The sequence below is a fragment of the Binatus sp. (SeqCode) genome, from assembly GCF_035272065.1.
GTDB lineage: Bacteria > Desulfobacterota > Binatia > Binatales > Binataceae > Binatus.
In genome coordinates, this window is the sequence record NZ_DATEQZ010000007.1 from 1 (window position 1) to 20,363 (window position 20,363).

At 62.5% G+C, this 20,363-nt stretch carries 21 protein-coding genes; 4 read left to right on the plus strand and 17 right to left on the minus strand.

Annotation, left to right across the window (positions count from 1 at the left end):
* A partial coding sequence (locus tag VJX68_RS00885; RefSeq protein WP_324093749.1) for a hypothetical protein occupies window positions 1–601 on the plus strand: 601 nt, incomplete at its 5' end.
* A 60-nt stretch (window positions 602–661) separates the two neighbouring features.
* Here VJX68_RS00885 and purF read toward each other — a convergent pair.
* From purF to VJX68_RS00950, 13 genes are all read right to left on the minus strand, one after another.
* The gene (purF, locus tag VJX68_RS00890; protein WP_349255875.1) at window positions 662–2,083 is read right to left on the minus strand and encodes an amidophosphoribosyltransferase; all 1,422 of its coding nucleotides are present in this window, start codon (window positions 2,081–2,083) and stop codon (window positions 662–664) included.
* A gap of 49 nt (window positions 2,084–2,132) precedes the next feature.
* Complete coding sequence (purL, locus tag VJX68_RS00895) at window positions 2,133–4,364, minus strand: phosphoribosylformylglycinamidine synthase subunit PurL (protein ID WP_324093751.1); 2,232 nt, start codon at window positions 4,362–4,364, stop codon at window positions 2,133–2,135.
* The gene (gene purQ, locus VJX68_RS00900; protein ID WP_324093752.1) at window positions 4,361–5,050 is read right to left on the minus strand and encodes a phosphoribosylformylglycinamidine synthase subunit PurQ; all 690 of its coding nucleotides are present in this window, start codon (window positions 5,048–5,050) and stop codon (window positions 4,361–4,363) included. Before purQ ends, purL begins: the two co-directional genes overlap by 4 nt.
* The gene (gene purS, locus VJX68_RS00905; protein ID WP_324093753.1) at window positions 5,047–5,292 is read right to left on the minus strand and encodes a phosphoribosylformylglycinamidine synthase subunit PurS; all 246 of its coding nucleotides are present in this window, start codon (window positions 5,290–5,292) and stop codon (window positions 5,047–5,049) included. The genes purQ and purS overlap by 4 nt, the downstream gene beginning before the upstream one ends.
* Window positions 5,293–5,436: 144 nt before the next feature.
* Window positions 5,437–6,126: a phosphoribosylaminoimidazolesuccinocarboxamide synthase gene (gene purC, locus VJX68_RS00910; protein WP_349255876.1), complete on the minus strand. Its 690-nt coding sequence runs from the start codon at window positions 6,124–6,126 to the stop codon at window positions 5,437–5,439.
* A gap of 153 nt (window positions 6,127–6,279) precedes the next feature.
* Window positions 6,280–7,725, minus strand: a complete 1,446-nt coding sequence (purB, locus tag VJX68_RS00915; protein ID WP_324093755.1) for an adenylosuccinate lyase — start codon at window positions 7,723–7,725, stop codon at window positions 6,280–6,282.
* A 72-nt stretch (window positions 7,726–7,797) separates the two neighbouring features.
* Entirely contained in the window at window positions 7,798–8,241 is a 444-nt protein-coding gene (gene dut / locus VJX68_RS00920; protein WP_324093756.1) for a dUTP diphosphatase, read from the minus strand.
* Window positions 8,242–8,261: 20 nt separating this feature from the next.
* Window positions 8,262–9,113, minus strand: coding sequence for an LLM class F420-dependent oxidoreductase (locus VJX68_RS00925; protein WP_324093757.1), 852 nt, complete (start codon window positions 9,111–9,113; stop codon window positions 8,262–8,264).
* A gap of 221 nt (window positions 9,114–9,334) precedes the next feature.
* On the minus strand, window positions 9,335–9,808 hold the full coding sequence (locus VJX68_RS00930) for an HAD-IIIA family hydrolase (protein WP_324093758.1): 474 nt from the start codon (window positions 9,806–9,808) through the stop codon (window positions 9,335–9,337).
* Window positions 9,809–9,824: 16 nt separating this feature from the next.
* Entirely contained in the window at window positions 9,825–11,195 is a 1,371-nt protein-coding gene (locus tag VJX68_RS00935; protein WP_324093759.1) for an aspartate aminotransferase family protein, read from the minus strand.
* Between the two features lie 41 nt (window positions 11,196–11,236).
* Window positions 11,237–12,058, minus strand: coding sequence for a hypothetical protein (locus VJX68_RS00940; protein WP_324093760.1), 822 nt, complete (start codon window positions 12,056–12,058; stop codon window positions 11,237–11,239).
* The gene (locus VJX68_RS00945; RefSeq protein WP_324093761.1) at window positions 12,055–12,780 is read right to left on the minus strand and encodes an NTP transferase domain-containing protein; all 726 of its coding nucleotides are present in this window, start codon (window positions 12,778–12,780) and stop codon (window positions 12,055–12,057) included. Before VJX68_RS00945 ends, VJX68_RS00940 begins: the two co-directional genes overlap by 4 nt.
* Window positions 12,774–13,514 (minus strand): HAD family hydrolase, encoded by a 741-nt coding sequence (locus VJX68_RS00950; RefSeq protein WP_324093762.1) that lies wholly within the window; start codon window positions 13,512–13,514, stop codon window positions 12,774–12,776. The genes VJX68_RS00945 and VJX68_RS00950 overlap by 7 nt, the downstream gene beginning before the upstream one ends.
* Before the next feature lie 198 nt (window positions 13,515–13,712).
* On the opposite strand from VJX68_RS00950, the gene VJX68_RS00955 reads away from it, so the two are divergent.
* From VJX68_RS00955 to VJX68_RS00965, 3 genes are read left to right on the plus strand one after another with little or no spacing between them, the layout of a single operon-like run.
* A complete protein-coding gene (locus VJX68_RS00955; protein WP_324093763.1) occupies window positions 13,713–14,897 on the plus strand; it encodes a CDP-alcohol phosphatidyltransferase family protein in 1,185 nt (394 codons plus the stop codon).
* A 32-nt stretch (window positions 14,898–14,929) separates the two neighbouring features.
* The gene (locus VJX68_RS00960; protein WP_324093764.1) at window positions 14,930–16,261 is read left to right on the plus strand and encodes a B12-binding domain-containing radical SAM protein; all 1,332 of its coding nucleotides are present in this window, start codon (window positions 14,930–14,932) and stop codon (window positions 16,259–16,261) included.
* Window positions 16,262–16,280: 19 nt separating this feature from the next.
* Window positions 16,281–16,595, plus strand: coding sequence for a hypothetical protein (locus VJX68_RS00965; protein WP_324093765.1), 315 nt, complete (start codon window positions 16,281–16,283; stop codon window positions 16,593–16,595).
* 65 nt (window positions 16,596–16,660) lie between these two features.
* Here the strand turns inward: VJX68_RS00965 and panC are convergent, their stop codons facing one another.
* From panC to VJX68_RS00985, 4 genes are all read right to left on the minus strand, one after another.
* A complete protein-coding gene (gene panC / locus VJX68_RS00970) occupies window positions 16,661–17,506 on the minus strand; it encodes a pantoate--beta-alanine ligase (protein ID WP_324093766.1) in 846 nt (281 codons plus the stop codon).
* Entirely contained in the window at window positions 17,503–18,342 is an 840-nt protein-coding gene (gene panB / locus VJX68_RS00975; RefSeq protein ID WP_324093767.1) for a 3-methyl-2-oxobutanoate hydroxymethyltransferase, read from the minus strand. The genes panC and panB overlap by 4 nt, the downstream gene beginning before the upstream one ends.
* Before the next feature lie 320 nt (window positions 18,343–18,662).
* Window positions 18,663–19,490, minus strand: coding sequence for a PDZ domain-containing protein (locus VJX68_RS00980; protein WP_324093768.1), 828 nt, complete (start codon window positions 19,488–19,490; stop codon window positions 18,663–18,665).
* Window positions 19,480–20,355 carry an MBL fold metallo-hydrolase gene (locus VJX68_RS00985; RefSeq protein ID WP_324093769.1) on the minus strand — a complete coding sequence of 292 codons (876 nt, stop codon included), beginning with the start codon at window positions 20,353–20,355 and terminating at the stop codon, window positions 19,480–19,482. Before VJX68_RS00985 ends, VJX68_RS00980 begins: the two co-directional genes overlap by 11 nt.
* Between the last annotated feature and the right edge of the window lie 8 nt (window positions 20,356–20,363).

Below are 20,363 nucleotides of genomic sequence, written 5' to 3' on the forward strand. Positions count from 1 at the left end.
TGACGCCTCCAACGCCGCGGGACGCGGGCGCGATCGCGCCGCCGGCGCGGATCGCGGCCGCTGGTACTCGATTCGCCGCGCGCGGATGTGGGCGCCTGTCGCAATCGCCGCGGTCGCGGTCTTCGCGTTCGTGATGCTGCATGACGGCAGCCCGCCCCCGGCGCACGCAATCCCGCCGTTCGACGTGGCGATCCAACACTACGAGCACTTCGTCCAGCGCTTCGAGCCCAACGTCAAATCAGCCTTGCCGGCCGACCTGTCGGACGCCTACATGGATCACCAGCTGCCGGGATTCCTGTGGAACTTCGAGCACCGCGGCTACCATCTGATTGGTGGACGGATAGATCGCCTGCGGGATGGAACCTCGGTCGCCTACACCTTCTATCGCGGCGACACGGGAACGATCCTATGCACCTACATGAAGTCTCACGGGCTACAACCGCCCGACGGTGAGGCGCAGGAAATGGACGGCCATCACTGCTACCAGTACAAGGGCTACAGCGTCTGCCTGAGCTACCCGCCCGGCGGCTTCATTTGCATACTGGTGTCGCACCGGCCGATGAAGGAATTCGTCGAAGACATCGTCGACTCCGAGCCCTAGCTTCTGGTCCCTCGCCCGTACGGGAGAGGTTAGGTGAGGGTTCCGGGCGGCAGCTATAAGCTAGCGCCGGTCCGCCTTCAGCCCGTCCTCATTCGCGAGAAACAAATGCAACTGCGCGGGCGTGGTGTCGCGCGGAATCTCGACTGGATAATTCCCGGTGAAGCACGCGTCGCAATATCCGTCGCGGCTCTCGCCGTTGAACGAGTACAGCCCGTCCCAGCTGAGATATGCGAGCGAGTCGGCTGTGATGTACCGGCGAATGTCTTCGACCGAATGCGACGACGCCAGCAGCTCCTCGCGCGTCGGCGTGTCGATTCCGTAAAAGCACGAGTTGGTGGTCGGCGGCGACGCGATTCGAATGTGAACTTCGCGCGCGCCCGCCTCGCGCAGCATCGGGATCACCTTCCTGAGCGTGGTGCCGCGCACTATCGAGTCCTCGATCAGCACGATTCGCTTGCCGCGCAGCAATTCGGCCACCGGGTTGAATTTGATCTTCACGCCGAAATGGCGAATTGAGGCGCGCGGTTCGATAAACGTGCGGCCGACGTAATGGCTGCGCACCAAGCCCATCTCGAACGGGATCCCCGATTCTTCCGCGTAGCCGAGCGCGGCCGGCGTGCCGGAATCCGGCACCGGAACCACGATATCCGCAATCGCCGGCGCCTCGCGCGCGAGCGCCCGCCCATGCTGCTTGCGGACCTGGTACACGTTGCGGCTGTAAACCTGGCTGTCGGGCCGTGAGAAGTACACGTACTCGAAGATGCATCGCCTGGTCGGCGCATGCGCGAACGGATTGATCGAGCGCAGCCCGGCTTCATCGACGACGATCATCTCGCCGGGATTGATTTCGCGAATATATTCGGAGCGCACCAGGTCCAGCGCGCAGGTCTCCGACGCCACGATCGTCGCGCCATTGAGATTCCCCAGCACCAGCGGACGGAAGCCGTGCGGATCGCGCACCGCGATCATCGAATCTTCCGTCAGCACTACCAGCGAATACGCGCCGCGCACTTGCGCCAGCGCCTCGGCGACCCGCTCCGGCAGAGTAGGCGCGTGCGACGCCGCTATCAGATGAATCATCACTTCGCTGTCCGACGACGACTGGAAAATCGATCCTGTCGACTCCAGCCGCTCGCGCAGTTCGGTGAAATTTACCAGGTTGCCGTTGTGCGCGAGCGCGAGCCCGCCGCGTGCATATTCGACGACCAGCGGCTGGCAGTTGCCGATCGTCGTCGAGCCGGTCGTCGAGTAGCGGTTATGCCCAATCGCGCTCGTCCCTTCGAGCTTCTCGATGATTGTGCTGTTGAAAACGTCGGCGACCAGTCCCATCCCGCGATGCGAAATGAGCGACTTGCCGTTGGACGAGACGATCCCGGCCGATTCCTGCCCGCGATGCTGTTGCGCGTAGAGGCCGAGGTATGCGAGGTTGGCGGCCTCCGGATGCCGGTACACGCCGAACACTCCGCACTCCTCGTGAAAGATGTCGAGGTTCGATTCTTCGACTGCTTCGACCGCAAGGACCGAATCTTCTTCAGTCACCGCCTCTGAGCCTCCTTGGAATCGCGTCTTCGTAAATTCGCTGTAGCTCGGAAACGCTTTCGTCGATTGATCCAATCTTGAGCCGCGGCTCGGCGATTACTTTTCCGACAAGCGCAAGCTCCAATCCGCGCCGGGCAAACAATTTCTCGACGCGCGCCACGTCACCCGGCCCAATCGCCAAAATCACCGTCGATGCGCCCTCGCCAAAAAAATCAACCGCGGCAGCGTTTCCAGCTCGCCCAAGTTCAACTTCGGCTCCCAGAATCGCCCGCGGATTGAAACAGGCTTCTGCCAATGCCACCGCAAGCCCGCCCTCGGCGATATCGTGAGCCGATCTTATCAGCCCCTGTTCCGCGCCTTCAACCAGCCCGTCGATCAGCGCCGCTTCGCGCGCCAGGTCGATCGCGCCAAGGCTCTCGCCGTCGATTCTAAAGAGCGCCGCGTACTCACTCGCAGCGAGCGACGGCTTGCCCGTCCGTACGATCGCAATCGCGTCGCCGGCATTCTTGAAAAACTGCGTTACGTGCTTCGCGACGTCGATCATCACGCCCAGCACCGCAATAGTCGGCGTCGGCGGAATCGCGTGGCCCTCGGTCTCGTTGTAAAAGCTCACGTTGCCGCTGACCACCGGCGCGCCGAACGCGAGCGACGCGTCGCGCAGCCCCTCGACGCCGCGGATAAACTGCCACATCACCTCGGGCCGCTCAGGATTTCCGTAATTCAGGCAGTTCGTGATTCCGACCGGGCGCGCCCCCGCGCAGGCGACGTTGCGCGCCGCCTCGCAGACGACGCCGACCGCGCCCAGATATGGATCGAGCGCGCACGCGCGCGGATTCGAATCGACCTTGAGCGCCATCGCCCGCCGCGATCCCTTGATTCTCAGCACGGCCGCGTCGCTGCCCGGCCCCAGCACCGTATTGCTTTGCACGATCGAGTCGTACTGCCGATAGACCCACTTCTTCGACGCGACATTGGGACTATCGAGCAGCGCACGAAGTGCCTTCGCAGTCTCGGGACGTTTTTCACTGATCGAAGGTTTGACGGTCGGCTGAGTCTTCGGCGCGGCCGCGGGACGATCGTACACCGGCGCATCATCGGCCAGCGCGCCGATCGGAATATCCGCGACGACCTGCCCGTGCCATCGCGCGCGCCATCGCTGGTCGTCGGTAATCCGCCCGATGACCACTGCGTGCAGATCCCACTTCTCGAACACCGCCTGCAACTCCGCCTCGCGCCCGCGCTTGGCGACGATCAGCATCCGCTCCTGCGATTCCGAGAGCAGAATTTCGTACGGCGTCAGCCCCGCTTCGCGCAGCGGAACCTGGTCGAGATCGAGCTCGATCCCGAGTCCGCCGTGCGACGGCATCTCGCTCGACGACGAGGTGAGTCCCGCCGCGCCCATGTCCTGGATCGCGACGATCGCGCCGGTCTTGCCCGCTTCGAGGCACGCCTCGATCAGTAATTTCTCGGTGAACGGATCGCCGACCTGCACCGCCGGCCGCTTGGCCTCGCTCTCCTTGTCGAACTCCGCCGACGCCATCGATGCGCCGTGAATTCCGTCGCGTCCGGTCGCCGATCCAACGTAAAGCACCGGGTTGCCCACGCCGCGCGCCTTCGCACTCATCATCTCGCCCTTGCGCACGAGGCCGAGGCAGAACGCGTTGACGAGGATATTCGCGTTGTACGCAGTGTCGAACATCACTTCGCCCGCGACCGTCGGCACACCGACGCAGTTGCCGTAGCCGCCGATTCCGCCGACCACGCCGCCGAGCAGGTAACGCGTGCGCGGATGCTCGAAGCTGCCGAACTTGAGCGAGTTCATGCTCGCGACCGGCCGCGCGCCCATCGTGAAAATGTCGCGCAGGATTCCGCCAACGCCGGTCGCCGCGCCCTGGTACGGCTCGACGAACGACGGATGGTTGTGGCTTTCGATTTTGAAGACCGCGGCCCAGCCGTCGCCGACGTCGATCGCGCCGGCGTTCTCGCCCGGCCCCTGCACGACGAGTTCACTCTTCGACGGCAGCTTCCTCAGATGACGCCGCGACGATTTGTAAGAGCAATGCTCCGACCACATCACCGAGAAAACACCAAGCTCGGTGTAGGTCGGCGTGCGGCCGATGATCTGTTCGATCTTGCGATACTCGTCGGGCGTAAGCCCGAACGCGCGGGCCTTCTCGATATCGGCCTTCGGCTCGCCCGCAAGGGAAACGGGACGCTCGTTCATCGAGCGGTCCCAGCAATCGACTGAAATATTTTTAACCCGTCGACGCCGCCGAGCATCGCTTCCACCGCATGCTCCGGATGCGGCATCAAGCCAAACACGTTGAAGCGCTCATTGGCGACGCCCGCGATCGAGCGCATCGAGCCGTTGGGATTCACCGCATCGCTCTCGCGCCCGTCCGCATCGACGTAGCGCAGGATCACCTGCCCGCGCTCTTCCATCTGCCGCAATTCATCTTCAGACGCGACGTACAGGCCTTCGCCGTGCTTGATCGGAAGGCGCAGCAGGTCGCCCTGCTTGGTCGCGCGCGTGAACGGCGTGCTCGCGTTCTCGACCCGGAGCCACACGCGCTCGCATATAAAAGAGAGCGAGCGGTTGCGCGTGAGCGCGCCGGGCAGCAGATGCGCCTCGCACAGAATCTGAAAGCCGTTGCAGGTGCCGATCACGAGCCCGCCGTCGGCGGCGAACTTCGCGACGCTCTTCATGATCGGCGAGAAGCGCGCGATCGCGCCGGTGCGCAGATAGTCGCCGTAGCTGAAGCCGCCCGGCAGCAGGACGCATTCGACGCCGCCGAGCGATTCGTCTTTGTGCCACAGGATGCGCGCGTCCTGGCCCATGACGTCGGCGAGCGCGTACAGCGCGTCGCCGTCGTCCAGCGAGCCGGGGAATCGCACGACGCCCCACTTCATTCGCCGTCCACCTCGAAGCGGTAATCTTCGATCACCGGGTTGGCGAGCAGCGCCTCACACATCTTCTTCGCTTCGTCGCGCGCTTCCGACGCGGTGCGCGCCTCAATTTCCAGCGTGATGTACTTGCCGACTTTGACGCCCGAGACGTTTTTGAAGCCGAGACTCTGAAGCGAACTTTCAACCGCGCGCCCCTGCGGGTCGAGGATCCCCTTGCGGGGCGTCACGAACACTCTTACTTGCAAATCATTCCCTCGCGCGCGATTCGCATTCCTTTCTCCTGAACTAAAAACGTTTCACGTGAAACATTTTCGTCAAAACTCCAGCGCCTGAGCCCGCTTTTCGCGGCCTCTCCCGAAATTCACCGTAGTTCTGCGCGCTGACGCGGCTCAATTCTCCACGCGCCGCAGCATCTCGTGATAAGCCTCTTCGACGCCGCCGAGGTCGCGCCGGAACCGATCTTTGTCGAGCTTCTGCCGCGTCGCCTTGTCCCAGAAACGGCAGGTGTCGGGACAAATCTCATCGCCAAGCAGAATCTCACCGTGATGCCGTCCGAACTCGAGCTTGAAATCCACCAGTATCACGCCGCGCTCGTCGAGGAATTTGGTGAGGATGCTATCGATCTTCAGCGCCATCGCATCGACCTGCTTCAGCTCCGCCGCGGTCGCCCATCCAAACGCGATCGCATGCTCGCCGATGATCAGCGGATCATGAAGCGCGTCCGATTTGTAGTAGTACTCGACAATCGGATGGGGGAGCTGTTCGCCCTCCTCGCGCCCGAGCCGTTTTGCCATCGAGCCCGCGACGAGATTCCGCACGACAGTCTCGACCGGGATGATCTGCAGGCGCTTGCACAGCATCTCGCGATCATTCAAACGGCGGACAAAGTGCGTCTTCACGCCATTCTTTTCGAGCAGCGTGAAAAACAGCTCCGACATTCGGTTGTTCATCGCGCCCTTGGATTCGATAGTGCCGCGCTTGGTGCCGTCGAAGGCGGTCGCGTCGTCTTTGAAGTAGGCGATGACGAGGTCGGGGTCGGATGTGGAGTAAAGCTTCTTCGCCTTGCCCTCGTAAAACATTTCGAGTTTTTGCGGAGTCGTTTCCACGTTGCGTTCTCCCTATTTGGGATCGGAATGTCTTAATCTAATCATCTTACCGACCGGTCGCCTCATCACAACGAAGCCGGCGCCGATTGTCCACAAACCACGGCGCGAGCGTGTGGATAGACGGTTTCACCGCTTGGCCGCGCGCGCCTTCTTCGCGAGCGCGATGTCGGCTTTCGCGGGCGGCGCGAATCGCTCGACCAGCTTCGCCGCCAGGCCGACGTAGCTCCGCGGATTCAGCTCGCGGAGCGCTCGCCGCGCACTAGCGTCCAGCGGCAGGGTCGCGATGAATTCCTCGATAACGTGTTTATCGATCCGGCGGCCACGCGTCAGTTCTTTGAGCGTCTCGTACGGCTTCGGCAGTCCGTGGCGCCGCATCAGAGTCTGAATCGCCTCGGCGACGACCTCCCACGCTTGCCCGGCGTCGAGGTCCTCGGCGATGCGCGCCTCGTTGACCTCGACGCGCGCCAGCCCCCGCTCCAACGACGCCAGCGCAACGACCAAATGCCCGAACGCCGTGCCCATCGCGCGTATCGCCGTGCTGTCCGTCAAATCGCGCTGCCATCGCGAGACCGGCAGCTTCGCCGCCAGATGGTCGAAAATCGCGCTGGCAATTCCGAGGTTGCCCTCGCAGTTCTCGAAGTCGATCGGATTCACCTTGTGCGGCATCACCGAGGAGCCGGTCTCGCCCGCGACGGTCTTCTGCGCGAAGTAGCCGATCGAGATGTAGCTCCACATATCGCGGCAGAAGCCGAGCAGGATCGTGTCGATGCGCATCAGGATACCGAACAGCTCGGCGATAAAATCGTGGCTCTCGATCTGCGTGGTGAGTGGATTCCAGGTGAGGCCGAGCCGCTCGACGAAGTTCTGCGAGTGCGCGATCCAATCGACCTCGGGATGCGCAAAATGGTGCGCGTTGAAGTTGCCGACGGCGCCGTTGAGCTTGCCAAGAAATTCCTGCCGGCGAAGCTGCGAGAGCTGGCGCGTGAGGCGCGTCGCGAATATCGCCATCTCCTTGCCGACCGTCGTCGGCGACGCTTCCTGCCCGTGCGTCCGCGCCATCATCGGATGCGATTTGTAGCGATGCGCCAGCTTGACGATCGGCGCAATCGCCGCTTCGAGCCGCGGCGTCAGATCGTTCGCCACGAACTCCTTCAGGATGAGTGCGTAGGCGAGGTTGTTGATGTCCTCGGAGGTGCAGGCGAAATGCACCATCTCGATCGGCAGGGCGGCGTCAATCGCGGCGACTCGCTCTTTGACGAAGTACTCGACCGCCTTGACGTCATGATTGGTGGTCGCTTCGAGTTCTTTCACGCGGCGCGCATCGTCGAGCGAGAAGTCCTCGTAAACGGCGCGCAGCTTTTTCGCAGTGGCGGCAGGAATCGGTTTCAGCGCGCTGATCGCAGGATGCCCGGCGAGCGACAGATACCATTCGATCTCGACGCGGACGCGGTAGCGAATCAGCGCGAACTCGCTGAAGAAGGCCTCCAAGCTCCGGGTGCGCGCGCGGTAGCGGCCGTCTATAGGCGTCACCGCGGTCAATGCCGCGTCGGTCTCGGTTGGTTTGTCTTTCACCTTGTGCTGATGAAACTAAATTACGCGAGGACGCTCGCGCAATCGAGAGGGCGCGCTTTTCGTTGATCGCGTTCAGCGGCCGGTGTGGCCGAAGCCGCCGGAGCCGCGCGAACTTGGCGCGAGTTCCTCGACCTCGACGACGTCGGCGCGGATGACGGGCGCAATGATGAGTTGGGCGATTCGATCGCCCGGTCTAATCACGATCGGCTGCTCCCCCAAATTCGCAAGTAATACTTTAACTTCTCCGCGATAGTCGGCGTCGATGGTTCCGGGCGAGTTGATGAGCGCGAGGCCCTCTTTCAGCGAGCGGCCGCTGCGCGGCCGCACTTGCCCCTCGTAACCGACCGGGATCTCGACCGCGATGCCGGTCGGAACGGCGCGACGCTCGCGGGGCGCCATCTCGATCGGCGCGCCAACGTCGGCCATCAGATCGATCCCCGCCGCGTGCTCGCTCTGGTATGAAGGAAGCGGCAGCGCGCTCTTGCGCGTCCGCGCAATTTTCACAGTCGGCCGCATCGTTCCAATCTTCCGTTGCCCTACACGTACAACGCCGCGAGCTTCTTCAGCGTCCCTTCCGAACTTTCGAACGTGAGATCTCCGAGGCCTGCGACGAAGCGCGCCGCACCTGCTTCCGCAAATTCCTTGAGCCCGTCCTGCACCTTGGCGCGGTCGCCGCGGATCCCGCCCATGATCGTGATATCCAACTCCGCGAAATTCCTGCCGACCGCCGCGCATTCGCGCCTGAGTTCATCGACGCGCGCTTTCAACTGCGCGGCGTTCAGCGCGATCGGGCACCATCCGTCGGCCCACTTCGCCACGCGCTTGAGAGCGTTCTTGTCCAGGCTGCCGATCAGCACCGGCGGTCCCGACTTTTGCGCGGGCTTCGGCAGCGACTTCACCGCCGGAAACTTCACGTACTTGCCCTCGAACGATGATTGATCCTCGGTCCACAGCTTGCGCATCGCGGCGACCAGCTCGGCGGTCTCGCTCCACCGATGGGGGAAATCGACGCCGAACAAATCGCTCTCCTCACGCAGCCATCCCGCGCCAATCCCGAACAGCACGCGGCCGCCCGAGTATGTGTCGAGCGTCGCGATCTGCTTGGCGAGTGCGAGCGGCTCATGCTCGGGGACGAGGCAGATACCGGTCGCGAGCTTCAGATTCTTGGTGACCGCGGCCGCCATGCTGAGGGCGACCATCTGATCGGCCATCGTAAAGTATGGTGGAGGGATCGGGCCGCCGGAGGGAAACTGCTGCTGGGGATTTGCGGGCATCGCGGGATGCTCCGGCACCCAGATGGATTCGAACCCTAGCGACTCCGCCACTCGCGCGAATTCCGCTGGATGAGCATTCTTGCCGGTGAAAGGAGTGAGCAATCCGATTTTCATGTTCGTCTCCTGATTGGAGTTGTTGTTTTAACAAATCCCGCAGCGAATAGCCCATCGCATTTTTCGAAGACGATGATCCCGCAGGAACCGGTACCGGCTTCGCTAGCGAAGCTGTCCAAGATCCTCCCCTCCGCTCGCGTTGCTCGCTTCGGTCAGGATGACAAACGGGGCGCTCGCGTGAGGCTACACAAAGGCCTCTTGGCAGGAAGAGGGAACTGCGGCTACCAGCCGAAAAAATCTTTCGCGGCGACGAATTTTGCGACGCCCGCTGCTTCGCCTGCGAGCCTGTCGACTTCCTGATCGCCGACCATCGTCGACGAGGCCAGGTCGACGCCATACAGGTCGGCGAGTTCCGTGATCATTCCGCCCTTGGGCTTGCGGCATTCGCAGTTGTTGTCGTCGGTATGCGGGCAGATTTGCCATCCGGTCAGGATGTCGCCTAGTTGATGGTCCAGTTGCGCGAGCGCCGCCTCGACCTTTTCAGCCTTGAGACGGCCGCGCGTGATTCCCGCCTGGTTGGTCACCACGAACATCAGCTGGTTGTGCAGCGGGCGCAGCTTTTCGGCTACGCCGGGCAGCAGTTCGATTACAATGTTGCCGTTGGCGTCGAGCGGTATCTCGCGCGACTCGTTCAGCTTGACGAGCGTGCCGCCCAGATCGAAGAAAAGCGCCGCGTTACCGTTCGGATTGGCCATGAAAAAAGGATTTCGCTTAGGCGTGGCGCCAGTCAACGTGGTCGCGGACGTGCGCGAACACTTCGTCCAGGATCTCGACGCCGGCCTCGGCCTGCGCTTCGGTGATAACCAGCGACGGGTTGATTCGAATCCTGGGAAAGTAGCCCATGATCACGAGTCCGCGCTTCAGGCATTCGGTGAAGATCAGCTCGGTGACTTTCTTGCCGAGCAGTTCCTTAGTCTCGAGGTCGCGCACGAGCTCGACACCGATCAGCAGTCCCTTGCCGCGCACGTCGCCGATGAATTCGTATTTTTCCTTGAGCTGCACGAGACGCGACAGCATCATCGCGCCGACCTTGCGCGAGTTCTCGACCAGGTGCTCTCGCTGAATCGCGCCGATGGTTTCCGAGACCGCGACCGCCGCCAGCGGATTTCCGCCATAGCTCGACGACGATGCGCTCGGCTTCCCGAACGGCTCCGCCTTGCCCAGCTCGTCGCTCAACAGCACGCCCGAGACCGGAAACCCGGAGCCCATCCCTTTACCGACGGTGACGATATCGGGGCGGGTGCCGCTATGCTCGACGCCCCACCATTTTCCTGTGCGTCCGAAGCCGGTGATCATTTCGTCCGCAATCAGCATCGCGCCGAAATCTTTCGCGACAGACTTTACCGCGGGCAGCCAGTCGTCGGGCGGGATCACGTTGCCCGCCGTTCCCTGCATCGGCTCGGCGACGATCGCGGCGAGCGCGCCGCTCGAACTCATCTTGATTTGCTGGCGCGCGAAATCGACGCAGTAAAGCCCGCAGTCGGGATACTTCAGCTTGAACGGGCATCGATAGCAGTCGGCGTACGGGACAGTGTACTGCCCACCCTGCAGAGGGCCATAGCCTTGCTTCGATTCGTCGCCGATAAGACCCAGCACGCCGCCGGTCTTGCCATGGAAGCCGCCCCAGAAACTCACCGCCTCATGATGACCGGTTGCGGAACGCGCCAGCCGGAGAGCGGCTTCGACCGCCTCCGCGCCGCCGCTGTATAGATGTGCGCGAGTCAGGCCAGCCGGCGCGACTTCGGCGAGCGCCTTGAACGCGGCCGCGCGCTCTTTGGTCGCGAACGTGCCGACGATCAGCCGCGACGCCTGCTTCGACAGCGCCTGCGCCATTCCGGGATGCGCATGGCCGAGGCTCGCGACGGCGACTCCCGCGAACAAATCGACGTAGGTGTTGCCGTCGGCGTCGGTGAGCGTCGCGCCCTCGCCGTGGTCGAACGCGAAGCCGGCGAGCAGCGAAATTCGCTGGCGGCCGGGCGCGATATATTTTTGTTCGAGGTCGAAGATCTCTTTCGACCTGGGTCCGGGAACTGGCGTCTTGATCGAGGGAAGTTTTCCGTTGGTGGTTGTCGTTGTCTTCAATTGATAGCGATCCGAATCCTTGTTTGAATTTCCGTGCGGTGCTAGCGCGGGCGGCCAAGCAGGCTCATCGCGCGGCGCGCGATCGCGCGAGCGGCGGGTCCGCGCACCCGACTGTAGCTGGGCCAGTCGTTGAAATCGATAATCGCAAAACGATCTCCGCTCAAGACCGCGTCTCCGCCCCACGCCTCGAGACCGAGCGCAGCGGCGGCAGCGGAGGCCGCCTCTGACAGCGCGCGCACGGCGGCTTCGGCGACTTCTTCGCCCTCGGGATGCACGCTGAAATGCGCACTGCCGCTGACGCCGTAAAATTTGACGACGCGCCCGACGACTTCCTGCTGCACGTAGGCGAAGCGGATTCCGCGCCGCGCGAAGTCGGCAAGAATCGCTTCGACCTCGGCACGGTCGGCCGCCCGCTGCACGTCTTCGGGCGCGAGCGCATGCAGATCGCCGCGCTTGACGAACACCCCCGCCGACAAATCGAGGCCCGCCAGCTTGCGCGCATCCAGCGGCTCGTCGGCCGGGACCAGCGCACCCGGCGGAGTCGGCACTCCGGCGCGCTCGAGGCCGGGCGCGAGCAAGTCGCGGTAGCAGTTGCGAATCGAGAGTGCGGAGTTGATCGCGACCGCAACAGCTTGCTCGACTTCGGCCAGCCGCTTGAGCGCGCGCGGGCCCTGGCACATCGCCAGCACCAGATCGGCGCGCGGCGGCGCGCCCGACGCGAAGCTGATCGCATCGATTGTCTGGATCCCAACACCTTCGCGCTTCAACTCCGCCATGGTGGCGTCGAGGATCGCGGCGTCGGGCTCGACCTTGCCGGGTGAAAACTCGGGTTCCCGATAAATTCCCAAAGCTCGGTTGCTCATGGCATCTTCCGTATTGCAGCGCGCGCGGCGTCAAGGTCCGACGCTTCGTCCACGTCGATCGATCCTTCGATTTCGATCGCGTCCAGCCGCATCCCGCGTTCAATGAGGAGTGCGAGGAAGCGGCGGAGCGCGTCGAGTCCGGCGCGGCGCGCTTCGGCGGCGAAGTCGAAAATTCGTGTCGACAGGAAATAGAGTCCCGCCGTTACCCTAGAAGTCTGACGGTTGCCGAGCCGCAGGATCAACCCGTTTTCTGTTACATCAGCGAAAAGCGGCTTGGCCTCGCCGCGCCATCGCGTGACGGCCAGCACACCGGCCAGATTTTTCTCGCGGCACTCCTCGATTTTCTTGCGCGACTCATTAACAAAACGCGCGAGTTCTGTCTGTGGAATTACAGCATCGACCGTCGACGCGATAAACCATCCCGGTTCGAGCAGATCGCCTAGCGCCAGCATCGTCTCCATCGAGTTGGCGGTGTCACGAACGACAACACGTACCGACGGCGGAATCTCGAGCGCCATTTCCGTAGCGACGCGCGCCGTATCGGAGTTGATCACCGCGACGACCGAGGATGCGCCCGCGTCGAGCAGCGCACGCGCCTGCCGCGAAAGCATCAGGTCGCCGCCGAGATTGACGAGCGGCTTGGGAATATCGTCACGCGTCGAGATGCGCAGCCGCTCGCCGCGGCCGGCAGCAATGATGGCGCCTTGCAGTTTCGTCACCATTGAATCTGCGCAACTTCGTCGATCGATCGGATCGTAATGTCAGCGGTCGGATCGCTGCTGGAAGCATCCTCGCCGTTTTGCGATGCGGTGCGCAGCCAGACGGTGCGCATTCCGAGCCTGTGGGCGGGCGCGCAATCCTTGCCGAGCGAGTCGCCAATCATCGCGGCCGATTCGGGGGCACAGTGTATTTTTTTCAGGGCGGCTTCGAAGATGCCCGGCTCGGGTTTGAAAATCCCAACGCGCGATGAATCGGCGACCGCCGCAAAGAATCGATCCAGTCTCGCCTCCTCCAGGATGCGATCGAGATTTCCGTAAAAGTTCGACACGATGCCCAATTTGAAGCGGCTCTTGAGCGCGCCCACGACCTCACGGCTATGCGCCAGTCCAATAGACGTCTCACGCACAAAAGAATTCGTCACGCCCTCGACGAATCGATGCCGTCCGGCGGCGCCGGAATCGTCGAGTCGCGCACGCAGCGGCCCGGGGCCGCTTTTCCGCAGGTATTCGAACTGGTGGCCGACGAGGAATCGCACCAGGTCCGTCATCCCGAAGCGCGCCACGACCCGCGTTGTGGCGTAACCGATTCGCGTTGCGTGGTCGAAGGCCGGGTCGAGCTCGGCGCGCGTGATTTCGATTCCTGCGGCGCGGTAGCTGGCGAGGAATCGATCGAGCCAATGCGCGGGCCCGTCGAGCGTGCCGCCAAAGTCGAATAGAAGAGTCGTGATCGTGGCCATGAAACGGTCAGTTTACCAGCCGTAGTCGCCAGCCTCCAGTTAATAAGATGTCTGGAAAAACGGCGGTCAGCGTACACAGCAGCCCATCTCATAATTGGCAATTCAAGTTAGTAGCAAGGCTACTTCCGCTGGCATTACCGCTATGTTACCGTGACGCGATCGCAAAGACGGGGGAAACCGGGTTTTAGTAAGACCTTCGTGATTGAAACTGCTCTAATCGCCGCGCCTGACCGCGCGAACAATTCGGTCTTCGGCCGCCCGTTGTTAGAGCGGTTGATGATTAATTGCGAGCGCGCAGGGATTAAACGGTTCGTCGTGGCGGCGCCGCGTGAGGCTTATCCAGACGTCACGCGAGCAATGGGCCGGTTCGGAAATTCTGACACGGTCTCGATGGTCGAATCGTTCGGCGAAATTCTGAACGATCGGAATGCGCAGGAATTGGGCATCGACCGGTCGTCGCCGTGCGTATCGTTTTCGGGAAATTTGGTATTCGCGAAGTCGCATCTGACGCGCATCCTCGAGGTGCACGCCTCCAATCCGCGGTCGGTACATCGGGCGATCAGCACCGACCACGACCGCGGCGGCGAAATCGCGACCGGTCCGATTGGCGAGATCCTCAAGCGGGGCGGAATTTCGAATGCGCTCGCGGGGCCTCCCGCGAGCCTATTGCCATTTGCGCTGAACGGGCGTCCCGAGGATCGCGAGGAAGCGGAATTGCGGCTGGCGAAATCGATTCGCGAGGAATCGGCGCATAAGGACGCGCCGATGGCGCGATGGATCGACCGGCGAATTTCGTGGCGAATCAGTTACTGGCTCGCGACGCATACGCGCGCCACACCGAACATGGTCACGGTCGCGAACACGATGTTCGGGCTGGCGTGCGCGTGGATGTTCTCGATGCCGAATTACTGGATGCGGCTGTTCGCCGCGATTTTCTTTTTGATCTCGATCACGATCGATGGCGTCGATGGCGAGTTGGCGCGGCTTAAAATGGTCGAGAGCGATTTCGGTGGCAAGCTCGACGTCCTCACCGACAACATCGTGCATGCCGCGGTGTTCGTCGGACTGCTGGTGGGATGCTACCGCGTCGAACACAGCCGCGCGTACCTGTACCTGATTCCGATCCTGCTCGGCGGATTCGCGATGTGCGCGTACGCGACGTGGCGCGCCTTCAATATAAAGGGCGAGCAGGCGGCGGTGTGGCTGGACAAGGTCGATCGATGGAGCGGGCGCGATTTCGCGTACCTGCTCGTGGTGTTGGCCTTAATCAATCGGATAGAGTACTTCGCTTGGGGGACGGCATTCGGTAGTTACGTGTTTGCCCTGGCGCTGATATGGGTTACCGGCCGGACCGCATCGTCAATGAAGGCTGAAAGCCTGTAAGAATTGAATCGCTGCCTGCGGGCGGAGGAAGTATGAACGGCAAGAAGCCACGAATCCTGTTGGTGCAGCCCACGACCGTCCATCTCGACGGCACGCCGCATAAGACGCGCGGGCGGTTGATCATGGGGTTGATGATTCCGCTGATGGCGGGACTGACGCCCGACGAATACGACGTGACGCTGTGCGACGAGCGGCTCGAGGACATCAACTTCGACGGCGGATGGGACCTCGTGGGCATGACGACGACGATTGGCGCGTCGCTGCGGGCGTACCAGCTCGGTGACGAGTTCCGCAAACGCGGCATCCCCGTCGTGTTCGGCGGATTCCATGCGACGCTGCAGACCGAAGAGGCTCTCCATCATTGCGACGCGGTCGTGAAAGGCGAGGCCGACCTGGTGTGGCCCGAGCTGCTGCAGGACTGGCGCGACGGCAAGCTCAAGCAGGTTTACAAATCCGACAAGGTGCACGATCTGAAAAACCTGCCGCGCCCGCGGCACGAGCTGCTCAAGCTCAATCGCTACCTGTTCAAGGCGGTGCCGGTGCAGGCGAGCCGCGGATGCCCGTATCGATGCTCGTTCTGCGAGATTCCGGTGTTCTACGACGGCGCGTATCGCACGCGGCCGATTGAGGACATCGTCGAGGAGATCAAACAGGTCCAGAAGATCACGGGCTTCAAGCGCTTTCAGTTCATCGACGATCAGATCACGGGCAAGCACAAGTTCGCGCGCGAGTTGTTCAAGGCGCTCGAACCGCTCAACATCCGCTTCTCGTGCCTGTGGACGATCAACTCGAATCACGACGACGATTTGCTGGAACTGGCGGCGAAGGCGGGAATCTTCCATGTCAACATCGGGGTGGAATCGATCAGCCAGGAGAGCCTGCTGTCGATGAACAAGATTCAGAATCACGCGGGGCAGTACAAGAAGCTGCTCAAGAAGCTCGAAAAGTACGGGATATACTATTCGCTGAATTTCCTGTTCGGGCTGGAAGAGGATCGGCCGGGAATTTTCGACGACACGCTGAAGTTTCTGCACGAGGTCAAGGCTCCCGAGGCGTTCTTCAATACCGTGACGCCGCGCGTCGGCACGCCGATGCGCACGCAGCTCGAGAACGAAGGCCGCGTGATAATCCCCGACGCCGACCTCTACACCAACAACTTCCGCTGCATGTTCGTGCCCAAGAACATGTCGCCGCAGGAAGTCGAGGAAGGCGTGTGGCGATGCACCAAGGAGTTCTACTCGCTGAAGTCGATGTTCAAGCGGCTGCTGCTGCCGCCGGGCAAGTTCACCTGGCAAGGCCTGACCGAGAACATGCTGTTCTACTGGGGCGCGAAGCGTCAGATCGATCCGGTTGATTACTATTAGGCGATAGGCCGGCCCGGCTTTGATCTTAAGGACTCTCGGGATCCTGGTACTCGCTTCTGTGCTCGAGGTGGGCGGCGACGCGCTCGTCCGCATAGGACTTCACAGCTACGGATACCCGCTGGCGGCAGGCGCGTTCGCGCTGTTCGCCTACGGAATCCTGGTCAACCAGAGCGGCGTAGATTTCAATCGTCTTATGGGAATCTACATCGCAATCTTCTTCGTAGTGTCCCAGGTGATCTCACTAGTTCTCTTCAAACAAGTCCCCGACGACAGAATCATCCTCGGCGGCGGATTCATTGTGGCCGGCGGCCTGCTGATTCTGCTGATGACCTGACTCCGCGCGGGCGGATTCTCTTCTTAGCCTCTCTCCATAAGAAAGAGAGAGGCTAAAAATGCCGGCTACGGGTTGAGCACGACGTTGTCTATCAAGCGCGTCTTGCCGACGCGGGCTGCTATCGCGATCAGGATTGGACGATCGAGCGACGGGTGACGCGCCAGCGTTTCGGCGTCCACTGCTTCTACGTATTCGATCGCGACTTCCTTCGTCCGCTTTAGCACGCGGGTTGCCGCGAACACTATTTCCTCGGCGCAGCATGGATCGGCGCGATGCTTGTCGCGGGCGGCGCGGAGCGCGAGGCTTAGCGCGAGTGCGTCTTCGCGCTCGGTTGGCGAGAGATAGGCGTTGCGCGAGCTCATCGCGAGGCCGTCCTTTTCGCGCACGATTGGCACCGGCACAATTTCGAGGTCGAAGTTCAGATCGCGAACCATCTTCTGGATCGCGCGCAGTTGCTGGAAATCTTTTTCGCCGAAAACTGCCAGATGCGGTTTCACTATGTTGAACAGCTTGGCGATTACCGTCGTCACGCCGCGGAAATGGCCGGGGCGATGAGCGCCGCATAGACCGCTGGTGACCTCGCCCGCGTCGACCCAAGTCTGCGCATCGGGCGAGTACATCGCGGCGGGCTCGGGTGTGAAGACGACGTCCACCGGCACCGTCTGGAGCATCGCGCAGTCGCGCTCGAAGTTGCGCGGATAGCGCGCGAAGTCCTCGCCGGGGCCGAACTGCGTTGGATTGACGAAAATCGACGCGACGAGAACGGAGGACTGGCGGCGCCCCTCGCGCATCAGGGTCAGATGGCCGTCGTGCAGATAGCCCATCGTCGGCACCAGCGCAATACGCTCGCGGCTTTGGCGAGCGCTCTCAACGTAGCGGGTCATCTCGTCGGGCGAGGTAATGACGATCATCGCGGGGCCCTCCTGGATTCGGCGTAACAATGTTCCGGCGCCGGGAACGCGCGCTCTTTCACTTCCCGCACGTAGGCGCCGGCTGCCGCCGCGGCCTCGTTCCACAGATGCGCGAACGGCTTGGCGAAGCGCGGCGCGCACGACTCGTAAAGGCCGAGCATGTCGTGCATCACTAGCACCTGGCCGTCGCAATCGGGGCCGGCGCCAATGCCGATAGTCGGGATCGAGACGCTGGCTGTAATCTCGCGCGCGAGCGACGGCGGCACACCCTCGACGACGATTGCGAATGCGCCCGCGGCTTCGAGCGCGGCGGCGTCTTCGAGCAGGCGCTCGCGGCATCCGGCGGCTCGGCCGGATTTGCGGCCTTGCACGCGATGCCCGCCCATCCGATGAATCGACTGCGGCGTCAGTCCGACGTGGCCCATCACAGGAATATCGACGGCCGCGATTCTCGTTACCGCGTCGGCAATCGCGACGCCGCCCTCGAGCTTCACCGCCTCGGCGCCGCCTTCCTTGACGAGGCGGCCGGCGTTGCAGATCGCGTCTTCAGGGCTCACCTGGTACGACAGGAACGGCATGTCGGCGACGACCAGCGCACGGCGACGCGCGCGCGCGACCGCGCGGGTGTGGTAGATGATCTCCTCGATGGTGACTGCGAGCGTGGTGTCCTCGCCGCGCACCGCCATGCCGAGGCTGTCACCGATGAGGAGCACGTCGATGCCGCAGTTGTCGAAAATTCTCGCGAAGGGAAAGTCGTACGCGGTCAGCATCGTAATCGGCTGCCGCGCGGCTTTCATGCGCGCGAGATCGGGCACGCGAACTTTTTCCTGGGTCATATTTTCTCTCACTCGATCCAGTCGCTCCCAATAAAATGAAAATCGGGGCTGCCGCGCACCGGCAACCCCGCATCAGAGCACTCTCGAATGAACGAGCGCTCGAATCACTCGGAGTCCCGGTCCTAACTTCGGATCCAGGTGCGAGCAGACAACGAAACCAAATGTCCTCTCAACACCGTCTCGCCGGGAAGAGTGTTCCTCGACGGACAGGTTCAACTATATAGAGAAAGGGGGGCGGCGCGTAAAGGATGAAGTTGCGGTGGCGCCGCAGAACTCACCCAACCTCTCCCGTGAAATAACGGGCGAGGGTTAAGAGCGGATCAGTTGGTGGCTTGCAGCGTGTTGGCCGTCACCGGCAGCGTTACCTGGAGGCGTTTGCCGTCGCGCACAACGCTGAGGTAGACGACCTCACCCGGCTGAAGGTCGCGCATACGGTCCTGGAAGTCGAGAAAGTTCGTCACGCGGGAGCCGTCAACCCCGATGATCATGTCGTAGCTCTCGCCTATCTGCATGTAGTCCAGCGCGGGAATGACCACCACCGACAAGCCGCCGGAGAAGACCGCTCCCACCATCGCAGCCGCCGCCAGCGCGTCATGGACGCCGTGACTGTAGGGGCGCAAGCCGACGGCGGCGGCTGGACTGCCCTTGGCGACGGCGGTAATCAGCAAGCCGTCAGCATCCTCACCGGATTTCAGCGTGCGCTTCGCCTCGCGCAATTGCATTCCGAACGGAGTCGAAAGCTCACCCTCGCTATCGAACTCCTGCAAGGCCTTGAGCTGCTCAGGGGGCATCCCGCTCTGCTCCTCCTGGTAGCGCGCGACTTCACTGCCGTCCGCGGATGATGATTGCGAATCGGGCGCAGCACCCGGCGGCTGTTGTTGCAACGCGCCGACAGAATCGGCGGGCGGAATCTCGGCAGTGCCCGGCGCCGTAGCTTCGATGTTGTCCAGAGGGGTCGGAACCATGTTCGATGGAGCGGCGGCGGTTGAGCTCGCGGCGGCAGACGCGGCGGCGGTCTTCCAGGTTTCTGAAGCGGTGGTATCGGCGCCGGACTGGGCGCTGGCGAACGCACTCGCGAACAGAACCAGCAGCATCGCCGCGAGCGATGCGCCAAGCGCGTGACGCTCGCGCGCTTTGCTAGTTGGCACTCCAGCGTTTTTCATGCTCCACCACGCGGCCCTCGCGCTCGAGCTTTTTCAGATGAGAGCGAATCGAGCTTGCCGCCGCAGGATGCAGATACTCCGGAACGTCGACGTAAATCTTCTTCACGATCGCCATCGCGTCGAGCGGAACGCCTTCGGCGAGCGCCTCCAGCACCTGGCGCTCGCGCAGTTCGCGATGAGCGATGTACTCGCCGATCTTTTCTTTCGGATTGCGGATGACCGGACCGTGCGCCGGATAAATCGTCTCGAGATCGAGCGCGAGCAAGCGTCTGAGCGAATCCATGTACTCGCCCAAGTCGCCAGTATCGTCGGGAATGACTGTGGTCCCCGCACCTAGCACGACGTCGCCCGTGAACAGCGCGCGTTCTTCTTCGAGATAATAGCACAGGTGATCGGGCGCGTGCCCGGGAGTGAAAACGGCGCGTAGGGTGGCGCCCTCGGTGTGAACGACACTGTCGTGGCCGATGGCGGAGACCGCGCCGGCGGGGGCGTCGTGGCCCTCCCACGGCATCTTCAGCACTTCCATCTCGCCGAATTTTTCAATGACTTGCTTCACGCCGCCAAGGTGATCGACGTGCGCGTGGGTCAGCACGATTCGTTCGAGCTCGGTGCCGCCGGAAAGCTCTTTCAGCGCCGTTTCGAGCAGGTCGGCGTAGATGGCGACGCCCTCGCCCGTGTCGAGCAGTAAAGGCCGCTTCGAAGTACCGACGATGTAGGTATTGGTGCCGGGTCCGGTAAACGGACTCGGGTTCTGGCCGAGCACAGTCGCGACGCGCGGTGTGATGCGCGAGGAATTCGGCATCTTGAGACCGATCATCGAATCGGTCACGACTCGCCCCTGCTTGCTCATCGAACGTC